This window comes from Acidimicrobiales bacterium (genome assembly GCA_035540975.1).
GTDB lineage: Bacteria > Actinomycetota > Acidimicrobiia > Acidimicrobiales.
Genome location: DATLFN010000032.1, coordinates 22,620 through 31,718 on the forward strand (window position 1 = coordinate 22,620; position 9,099 = coordinate 31,718).

Below are 9,099 nucleotides of genomic sequence, written 5' to 3' on the forward strand. Positions count from 1 at the left end.
GGCGAGCCGGCCGTGGCCGTCCGCGACCGCTGGTGCCACCACGTGCCGCCGGCCACGGCCACCGTCCCCTGCGGCGGCGAGGTGCACCGCATCAGCTGGGTGCGGGGCAAGCTCAAGATCGAGGACCACGACCTGGCCGCCGAGCGCACCATGCTGGCCTTCGGCGGCGAGAAGCCGGCCTGCCTCCAGGCGCTCCAGCTGTGGCGCAACCTCCACTCGTGGGCCATGTCCGGCCAGCTGCTCCAGCAGATGCAGTCCCGGCTCGGGCCCGGCGGCCTCCTCGTGCCCGGCGACCTCCAGCGGGTCCACGAGCTCGGCCTGCTCCTCACCTGGGACCGGGCGTGGCGGCACTCCCGCTACTTCAGCGACCACGGCCGGCTCCTCCGCGAGCTGCTGGAGCAGCGCGCCGTCCCCGCCGTCGAGGCGCACCTGCGCCGCTGGATGCCCGAGTTCGGCTGCCGCCGCCTGTCGGGGATCGAGCTCAAGGTGCTGCGGGCCGGCCAGAGCGAGGGCCTGCACGGCCAGATGGACTCGATCGGCGCCCGGGTGACGGCCATCCTGGGTGCCCGCTGGCTGACCCGCGTGGCGGCACGCGGCCTCGAGCACGTGGACGGCGCCTTCGTGCTGGAGGTGACCCGGAAGGAGATCGCCGGCGACCCCGGAGCGGTGGCCGTGCGCGCCGTGCGGTGGGAGCGACAGCCCGCCGGGTGGGCGGCGCCCGTGGGCGCTCCCGCCGTTGCCCGGCCCACGCCGGACGGAGGCGGCTGGTCCCTGGAGTGGGACGGCGGGCCGTAGGCTCGGCGCATGGAGACGCAGGCCGTCGCCGCCTCGTCAGGGCTGCTGGCGTTCATCCGCTACGGCTTCATGCCCAACCACCTGGGCTACTGCGGCGGCAACGAGGCCGACCTGCTCTTCGAGCACGCCGCCACCGGGCGGGCCGACGCCCGCCTGGCGCCGCTCCTCGCCAAGTTCACCGGCGCCGTCCCCTACCTGAGGACGATCGCATCGGCCAACGGCATCGCCGACCCGTTCGACCGCCGCGTGGTGGACGCCTACTGGCTGGGCAACGACCTGCTCGACACGGTGGAGGCGAGCGCTCTCAGCCGCACCCTGGAGGAGCGGTTCGGGCGCCAGCTCACCGGCCGCCTGCGGGAGGAGGTGCTGCGCAAGCCGCCCGAGGGCGCCCGCCCGTACCACCTGTTCCATGTGCTGGACGTCTACCGGCGGTTGGAGGCCAGGGAGATCAGCATGGCGGCGATGGAGAGCTGCCGGATCAGCTGGGGCCGGGTGCGCGCCGTCGAGCCCGCCGCCCTGGTCGTCGACCGCCAGCCCCTGGTGGAGCGGGACGGCCGGCTGGCGCTCGGACCCGAGGCCCCCGAGCGGGTGCTGCGGTCGCTCTCCGGCCAGGGCTTCACCGACGACGTGTCGGTCGGCGACTGGGTGTCGATCCACTGGGGCTGGGCGTGCGAGGTGCTCGACGCCGCCCGGCTGGCGCACCTACGGCGCTGGTCGGCGCACCACCTGGCCCTGTCCAACCAGACGACCTGACCGGGGCCAGTTTCGACCTCATTCGTTCGCTTCGCTCACTCCATTCGGTCGAGTTGGATCGTGCTCCGGCGGGCGAGCGGAGCTCGCCCCCCTCCGCCCTGTCCTTCTCGTTGTCCGCAGCCGTAGAGGCCGCCTGCGGCGGCGAGTGCGGCCACGGACCTTGCCGCTGCGAACGCGGCGAGCGAGCGAATGAGGTCGAAGACCTACGGCGTGAGCTCCACGGCCGAGTAGAGGCCGCCCCGGCCCAGCCAGTTGAGGGCGCGGAGGCGCTCGCCCACGATGCCGAGGGACACCTCGACGACGTCGGGGTCGGCGTCGGCGATCGCCTTCTCGCCCACGGCCAGGTCGCCGCCGAGCAGCGGGACGCGGTCGAAGCGCAGCGGGCCCTGCTGGCCGCTGCGGGCGAACGACTCCAGGTCCAGCGCCTCACCCTTGGCCACGAACTCCCGGAGCCGCCAGTAGATGGCGTACTGGCGGGCCGCCTCGGCGTCGACGACCGCCGGGTGACGCCGGGTGCTCGCCCGGAGGGCGGCCGCCGTCGCCGCCACGTCGGGGAAGCCGAGCGCCCCGCTGACGACGGCGGGGTCGACGGGGTGGTCGTGGGGCGGCATGGAGGGGAGGAGGCCGAGCGCCCACGCCAGCGCCGCCGCCCCCTCGATCTGCCACGAGCCGAACGCCAGCGCCTCCTCGTCGAGGCCACGGGCGGGGCGCTGGAGGATCGACACCTCGAAGTCCTCGGGCTCGACGGTGGCGCCCGAGCCGTGGACCCACGCCACGATCCCGTCCCGCGCCTCGTCGATGTCCCGGCCGTCGTACTCGGTGAGGCACCGGGCGGCCACGGCGAAGAGCACGACCAGCCGCGAGCCGATGCGGGCGATCGAGGGGTCGGCGGGACCGGCGCCCTCACCGGCCAGCTCACGCGAGCCCCACACCTCGCCGGCGGCCGACAGGACCCGGCCGTTGTGGAGGTCGAGCACGAACCCGTCGGTGCGGGTGGCGACGTCCAGGGCCACGGCGTACATGGGGTGGGTGACCGGTATGCGGCCCTCCACGTCGGCCAGGAAGGAGACGGCGATCCGCACCTCGGGGATCATCCCGAGCACCCGCTCGAGCCCGGGGCCGCGCATGGAGGCGGCGATCTCCTGCCTGACCTCATCGCGCTGGCGCGGGCCTTTGCCGCCGTCGAAGCAGGCGCCGTCGACCTCGACCACCAGCTCGGGCCGCCTGGTGCCCCGGAACAGGCTCTTCTTGGACGAGGCGCACACCCGCCACGTGCCCCGGTGGCGCTCCACCTCGCTCCCCGGCACCTCCCGCGCCACGACCAGGGCGATGCCCTCCGGATCGCCCCGGCGCCCCAGGACCCGCAGGGCGGCGTCCTTGGTGGTCTCGCCCCCCACGCCGCCCTACCCCGACATCGCCTGATGGCCGAGGATGGCGGCGGCGACGTCGCCCAGTGCGTCGGCCGGCGCCATGGTGTCGACCGGGACGCCGTAGGCCCGCAGCTGCTCCAGCGACTCCGCCTCGCCGTGCTCCGGGCCCGGCGGACCGACGACCAGCGCCAGGCGCCGGGGCGCCGCGTACTGGGCGCGCAGGCCGTGCGCGTCGGCGACCACGGCGCCCCACAGGGCGACCTCGCCGACCACCAGCGGGTCAATGGGCCGGAGGCACAGGCTCTCTTCCCGCAGCGTCCCGAGGTCGGGCGCGGCGTGGATGCCGCAGGCGCAGCCGGTCGCCGGCGCCTCGTGGCCGCCGATCAGGCAGACGGCGCGCTGGGCCCGCCCGGGCCGCCACGCCACCGAGCGGTGGGTGACGGAGTGGAGCAGCCCGGTGTCCCGCCGGACCTGCCAGTATCGCCAGCCGGTGGCGGGATCGGTGGGGGAGCGCTGCTCGAGCGTGGTCAGCTCCGGCGTTCCCGCTGCTCGAGGTCTTCCTGCTGCTGCTGCGCCACCCACTGCGCCGTCTCCGGGAAAAGCGGGTCCACCTCGCAGTAGGACTCGGGGTCGGGCTGCCACATCTGCGAGGCCCGCTCCCAGCAGTCGTCGTGGAACGCCATGGGCGCCGGGCACATGGCGCCGGACACCCCCACCTCCTCGCGCCTCCCGGTCCCCGCGGGGACCTCCCGGCCACACACGTCGCACATTTCGGACACCTTCACACCCCTATGCTACGCCCGCGATGGCCCCCACAGCCCTGGTTACCGGCGGACGCGGTTTCATCGCCTCCGCACTCGTCCCCGCCCTCGTCGACCAGGGGTGGGAGGTCCGCAGCTGCGGGCGCTCGCCCCGGCCCGACCACCTCCCCGACGCCGTCGACTACGTCCGGGCCGACCTGGCCGACGAGGCCTGCGACCTCGCTCCCCTCGTCTCGGGCGTGAGCCACGTGTTCCACCTGGCCGGGGCGTCCAGCTCCCGGTCCACGCAGGAGGAGATGGAGCGGGACAACGCCCTCGCCACCGAGCGCCTGATGGCGGCCGCCATGGCGGCCGGGCCCGAGGTGTTCCTGCACATGAGCTCCACGTCGGTGTACGGCGAGGAGGAGCAGCTGCCGTCGCCCGTACCCGAGACCGTCGAGCCCCGTCCCAGCCGCGGGTACGGCAAGGCCAAGTGGATGGCGGAGCAGGTCGTGTGGCGGGCGGCCGACCAGGGTGTGCCGGTCGTCGTCCTCCGGCCCGTGTCGGTGCACGGCCCGGGCGCCACCAAGCTGCTGGCCAGCGCCATGCTGGACATCGCCATCGAGCGGTTCGCCATGGTCGACACCGTGCTCGTCCACGAAGAGCCGGTGGAGCAACGCCTGCTGCACCTCGACGACCTGGTCGCCGCGAGCATCCACCTGGCGACGCACGAGCCGGCGCGGGGCCGGGCGTTCAACGTCGCCATGCCCACCTACCCGAGCTCGGTGGAGGTGGCCGCCCTGCTGGCCGACGAGTTCGGCCTGGGGTTCGCCACGAGCGACGACCCCGACTGCGGGCCCACCACCGAGGAGCGGGCGAAGGCCCGTGACGCCATGCTGGACAAGGGCATGACCGACGACATCCTGTTCACGCCGGAGCGGTTCCGGTTCATGCGCAAGGCCAACCGGAACAACCGCCTCGATCTCACCGCCCTGGAGAGCACCGGGTTCCGGCTGCGCCAGACGGACCTGCGGGCCGCCGTCTCCGAGTTGGCGGCCTGGTACGCCGAGCACCGCTGGATCCTCTAGGCGCGACCCGGCCCGATATCGGTCCGCCGACCCGTCCGCGGGCAGCACGGGCGCAATCGGGACCAGAGCCGCCGCAATTGGGACTAATTCCGGCGAGGAACGCGTTGTAGTCGGCCGACATCGGTTCTACCTTCCGATAGGTAACCGGTGTTATCCGAAGGGAGCGCGCGGTGCGCAGCGAGGCGACCGTGGAGCAGGGGCGGGGGTAGGGCGATGCAGGCCCTGTCGCGAGACCCTCGCCGTCGCCACGGGTTCCGCGAGGCGCCTGCCCGTGCGCCCGAGCCCGACCCGGGCCCGGTGCCGCTCGTCGTCCGGCTGGACGAACGCCGCGCCGCCGATCCCGACGTCGCAGGGCGCAAGGCGGCTGTCCTGGCGTCGGCTGCCTCCCGCGGCTTCCCCGTGCTGCCCGGGTTCGTCGTCACCACCGCCGGGTGCGCGGCACTCGTCGCCGCCGGCGGTGCCGTCGCCGCGCCGCCCATCGTGCGGGCCTCCCTCGACGCGGCGTGGGACGAGCTCTCCGACGGTGGCCGGCGCACGCTGATCGTGCGGTCGTCGTCGCCGGGGGAGGACGGAGCCACGTCGTCGATGGCCGGGCAGTTCACCTCGGTGCTGGGCGTCGGCGACCACGACGCGTTCCTGGCCGCCGTCGACGAGGTGATCGCGTCGGCCGGCGCCGGTGGCGCGGCCGACGACGGCGGGGCGCCGCCCATGGCGGTGCTGGTGCAGCCCCAGGTGTACCCGCGCTGGGGCGGCGTGCTGTTCGGCGTGGACCCGGTGAGCGGTCGCACCGACCGCCTGGCGCTGGCCGCCGTCGACGGCGGCCCCGACCAGCTGGTCGGCGGCACGGTCGACGGCAGCCGCGCCACCCTCACCCCCCGTGGCCGGATCGTGGCCTTCGACGGTGCCCCGGGCGCTCCTCGCCTCCCGCTGCGCTACCGGCGGGCACTCGTCGGGCTGGCGGCGCGGGGGGCCCGCAGCTTCGGCTCCCCCCAGGACATCGAGTGGGCGGTGGACGCCGAGGCCGGCCTGCTGCTCCTCCAGAGCCGCCCGGTCACCGCCGTCGGTGCCACCGCCGACCGCCGCGCCCCGGTGCTCGGGCCCGGCCCGGTGGCCGAGACCTTCCCGGACGCCCTGTTGCCCCTCGAGGCCGACCTGTGGCTGCGCCCCCTGCGGCGGGCGCTCGCCGAGGCGGTCCTCCTCACCGGTGCCGCGTCCCGCCGGCAGGTGGAGTCGTCGCCCGTCGTGACCGCCGTGGACGGCCGGGCCGCCGCCGACCTCCAGCTGCTCGGCATCGCGCCGGGCCGGCGCTCGCTCTTCGCCAAGCTCGACCCCCGGCCCTCGGCCCGCCGCCTCCGCGCCGCCTGGCGCACGGGCCGGCTGCGCTCCGCCCTGCCCGCCCTGGCCAACGACCTCGTCAAGCGCGCCGACGAGGAGCTGGCGTCGGTGGGGCGCCCGTCCACCCTCTCCGACGAGCGCCTGCTGGCCGCCCTGCGGGGGTCGCACCAGGCCCTCGTCTCGCTCAACGCCCACGAGATCCTGACCGGCATGTTGAGCCCCGTCCCCACGGCGGGCGACGGCGCCGGGTCGGCCACCTCGGCGGGGACCGCCCTGCACGTGGTGGCCGCCGCCCGGGCGCACGGCCTGAGCGACGCCGAGATCGTGGCCCGCCACCCCGTCGTGCTCTCGCTGGTGGCGCCCGCCATCGGCGCCACGCCGGCGCTCCCCGACGTGCTCGTGCTGCCCCCGGCGGGCGGTGACGCCACCGCCGACCCGCTGGTGGTGTGGCGGGAGGCGCTGCGCCTGCGGGTCCGCTGGGTGCAGGAGCTCACCGCCGTGGTGGCCGCCGAGCTGGGCCGGCGCCTGGCCCGCCGCGACCTGCTCCCCGACGCCGATGCGGTCCGCTGGATGACCCTCGACGAGCTGGACCGGGCCGTGACGTCCGCCGCCGTCCCCGAGGACCTGGAGACCCGGCGGCAGCGGCCCCTCGCCCCGCCGCTGCCGGCCGCCTTCCGGCTGGCCGGCGACGCCGTGGTCCCCGTCGACCCGGGCGGGAGCGGTGGCGGGCAGGGCGCCGGAGGCGGCCGGGCCATGGGCCGTGTCGTCCACGTCGGCGGCGGGCGCCCGTCCCACGGTGACGTGCTCGTCGCCCGCACCCTCGATCCCGGGCTGGCCCCGCTGCTGGCGGGCCTCGGCGGGCTGGTGGCGGAGACGGGCAGCGTGCTCTCCCACCTCGCCATCCTGGCCCGCGAGCTCGGCGTCCCCACGGTGGTCGGTGTCGCCGGCGCCCTCGACCGCTTCCCGCCCGGGACGGTCGTGGTGGTCGACGGCACGGCGGGCGAGGTGACGGCGGTGGAGACGGCCGACGCGGTCGACGTCGGCACCGGGGAGGCGTCGTGAGGAAGCTCCGCTACGCCATCCTGCTCGGCGCCCTGGCCGCCACCGGCATCTACCTGTTCGTGTACCTGGTCCGCTGGGAGTGGCACCGGGCGCTGGTGGCGGGCGTGCTGTTCGTGGCGGCGGAGCTGGCGCTCGCGTCGGCGGCCATCCTCGACCGCCTCCGCTCGATCCAGACGGCGGTGGAGGCCGGCGCGGCAGCGACGCCCGAGGCCCACCCGGACGCAGCCACCCTGGCCCACCTCCGCGATGCGGCGCCTGAGCCGCGCACCAGCTTCGACTGGCTGTCGCGGCCCGGCAGCGAGATGTCGGTGTTCGTGCCGATCCTGCTGGGCGCCGGCGTCGTGCTGTCGGGGGTGGCCTGGGTGGTCGAGCGGGTGGCCCGGGCCACCGCCACCCCGGGCCTGGAGCGGGGGCTGGCGCTGCGCCTGGCGCCGCTCGGCATGCCCGTCGGCACCCTGGCCGGCGTGCCCGCCCCGGTCGCCTCGCCCCGTCGCCTGTCGGCCGCCGTCCACGTCCTGGTCGCGGTCGCCGCCGCCGGCGCCGCCACCGTGGGCATCGACGCCATGGCCGACGCCACCCAGACCCGTCCCGACCCCAGGGTGGCGGGCACGACCTCGGTCGTCCTCGCCGTCGACCCCGGCTCGGCCCGGTCGCCGCTGGTGGCGGCGAGCGCCCTGTGGGGCGCCTGCACCACGCAGCTGGGCGGCGGCTTCCAGCTGGTCGGGATGAACGCCGTGGGGGCCGGCGAGGTGCAGTTCCTCGTCCAGCCCGAGGTCGGCAAGTACGCCGAGCGCCGGCTGCGGGGGTGCATCAACGACGCCACCACGGACCGCATCCGGGCCATCGTGCGCTCGGTGTCGGCGGTGGGGGCAGCGGAAGCGGCCCGGGCGTCGTGACGCCTAGTTGTAACTGCCCCGCAGGTTGACCCAGATGCGCCGGGGGGCGTCCAGCGTCCGGCTGATGGCGACCATCAGCGGGGCCGGCCGGTCGACGCCCGCGATGGTGTCCAGGCCGGAGGCGAAGGCGAGCTGCTCGAGCGACGGCGGGCCGACCGTCAGGTTGCGCAGCAGCGCCTCACGCGGCGTCGCCTGGCCCGTCTTGACGAGGTAGGCGGCGGCCATGGTGCCGGTGCGGCCGACGCCGGCGCCGCAGTGCACGAACGTACGCCCCTCGCTGCCCTCGACGGCGGCGAGGAAGCGCTCGACCTGGCTCTCGGTGGGCGACTGGCCGTCGCGCAGCGGCACGTGCAGCCGGGTGATGCCGAGGCGGCCGAGCTGGGCCTCGTCGACCCGGATGCCCTCCTCGGCTCGCAGGTCGACCACGGTGGTGACGCCGTTGGCGGCCAGCGCCTCGTACCCGGCCGCCGTGGGGACGGCGCCCCGCCACACCCGGTCGTCCACCTGGGCGAAGTTCTTGATCGGCATGGCGAGCGACGCCCCCGCCGCGTTGCGCTGGGCCAGCAGGTGCAGCCCGAGGATGGCGAGGTTGGGGAGCAGGAGCATCCCCACGCCCAGGGCGAGGAGGCGGAGCACGGTGACCCGCGCCCGGCGCCGGGCGGGGGCGGGCGCCGCGACGGGCACCGCACCGGGCATCACGACGGCGGTCATTGCGGAGGCTTCGGCGGCCGTCGCGCGCCGGTTGAGGAGAAGTTCGGGCGGTTCCCGGAGTTCCGGTGCCAGTGCACGGCCATGCCGCTCTCTCCAAGCCTCCGCGGGTGCCCACCGACCGCCGCCACCCGAGCGATCTGGCGCAGGTTGTACCCCGCCCGCCTCGAACGAATCCAATCGGGCGCGGCGCTCTCACCGGGCGGCGCCCAGCACGCCGGGCGGCGGCGGTCAGGACTTGCCGGCCGCCGGGTTCCCGTGCTCGGTGTGGCCCCAGCGGGGTGGTTGGCAGGGCCGGGCGCTCGGCTCGGCGACGACCTCGCGGCACACGGGCTCGACGGCGGTGGTGGGG

At 75.8% G+C, this 9,099-nt stretch carries 9 protein-coding genes; 5 read left to right on the top strand and 4 right to left on the bottom strand.

All coding sequences use genetic code 11. The annotated features are described in order from the left end of the window. The first annotated feature begins 12 nt into the window (after positions 1-12). Both VM242_04160 and VM242_04165 read left to right on the top strand, forming a co-directional pair. On the top strand, positions 13-795 hold the full coding sequence (locus tag VM242_04160) for a hypothetical protein (GenBank protein HVM04346.1): 783 nt from the start codon (positions 13-15) through the stop codon (positions 793-795). 9 nt (positions 796-804) lie between these two features. Next, entirely contained in the window at positions 805-1,548 is a 744-nt protein-coding gene (locus tag VM242_04165) for a DUF6390 family protein (GenBank protein HVM04347.1), read from the top strand. A 203-nt stretch (positions 1,549-1,751) separates the two neighbouring features. Here the strand turns inward: VM242_04165 and VM242_04170 are convergent, their stop codons facing one another. The 3 genes from VM242_04170 to VM242_04180 are packed head-to-tail and all read right to left on the bottom strand — an operon-like array spanning position 1,752 to position 3,703. Beyond that, complete coding sequence (locus VM242_04170) at positions 1,752-2,945, bottom strand: DUF4272 domain-containing protein (protein HVM04348.1); 1,194 nt, start codon at positions 2,943-2,945, stop codon at positions 1,752-1,754. A 6-nt stretch (positions 2,946-2,951) separates the two neighbouring features. After that, the gene (locus tag VM242_04175; protein HVM04349.1) at positions 2,952-3,500 is read right to left on the bottom strand and encodes a hypothetical protein; all 549 of its coding nucleotides are present in this window, start codon (positions 3,498-3,500) and stop codon (positions 2,952-2,954) included. Continuing rightward, positions 3,446-3,703, bottom strand: coding sequence for a hypothetical protein (locus tag VM242_04180; GenBank protein ID HVM04350.1), 258 nt, complete (start codon positions 3,701-3,703; stop codon positions 3,446-3,448). The genes VM242_04175 and VM242_04180 overlap by 55 nt, the downstream gene beginning before the upstream one ends. Positions 3,704-3,723: 20 nt before the next feature. On the opposite strand from VM242_04180, the gene VM242_04185 reads away from it, so the two are divergent. From VM242_04185 to VM242_04195, 3 genes are all read left to right on the top strand, one after another. Further along, the gene (locus VM242_04185; GenBank protein HVM04351.1) at positions 3,724-4,746 is read left to right on the top strand and encodes an NAD(P)-dependent oxidoreductase; all 1,023 of its coding nucleotides are present in this window, start codon (positions 3,724-3,726) and stop codon (positions 4,744-4,746) included. Between the two features lie 297 nt (positions 4,747-5,043). Continuing rightward, the gene (locus VM242_04190) at positions 5,044-7,143 is read left to right on the top strand and encodes a PEP/pyruvate-binding domain-containing protein (GenBank protein HVM04352.1); all 2,100 of its coding nucleotides are present in this window, start codon (positions 5,044-5,046) and stop codon (positions 7,141-7,143) included. Beyond that, positions 7,140-8,039: a hypothetical protein gene (locus tag VM242_04195; protein ID HVM04353.1), complete on the top strand. Its 900-nt coding sequence runs from the start codon at positions 7,140-7,142 to the stop codon at positions 8,037-8,039. Before VM242_04190 ends, VM242_04195 begins: the two co-directional genes overlap by 4 nt. Before the next feature lie 3 nt (positions 8,040-8,042). Here VM242_04195 and VM242_04200 read toward each other — a convergent pair whose 3' ends face one another. Then, complete coding sequence (locus VM242_04200; protein ID HVM04354.1) at positions 8,043-8,750, bottom strand: dual specificity protein phosphatase family protein; 708 nt, start codon at positions 8,748-8,750, stop codon at positions 8,043-8,045. Positions 8,751-9,099: the final 349 nt, after the last annotated feature.

Excerpts from the sequence above, each read along its gene's own strand:
- VM242_04165 (HVM04347.1), top strand. The coding sequence starts at position 805 with ATGGAGACGCAGGCCGTCGCCGCCTCGTCAGGGCTGCTGGCGTTCATC.
- VM242_04185 (HVM04351.1), top strand. The coding sequence starts at position 3,724 with ATGGCCCCCACAGCCCTGGTTACCGGCGGACGCGGTTTCATCGCCTCC.
- VM242_04200 (HVM04354.1), bottom strand. The coding sequence starts at position 8,750 with ATGACCGCCGTCGTGATGCCCGGTGCGGTGCCCGTCGCGGCGCCCGCC.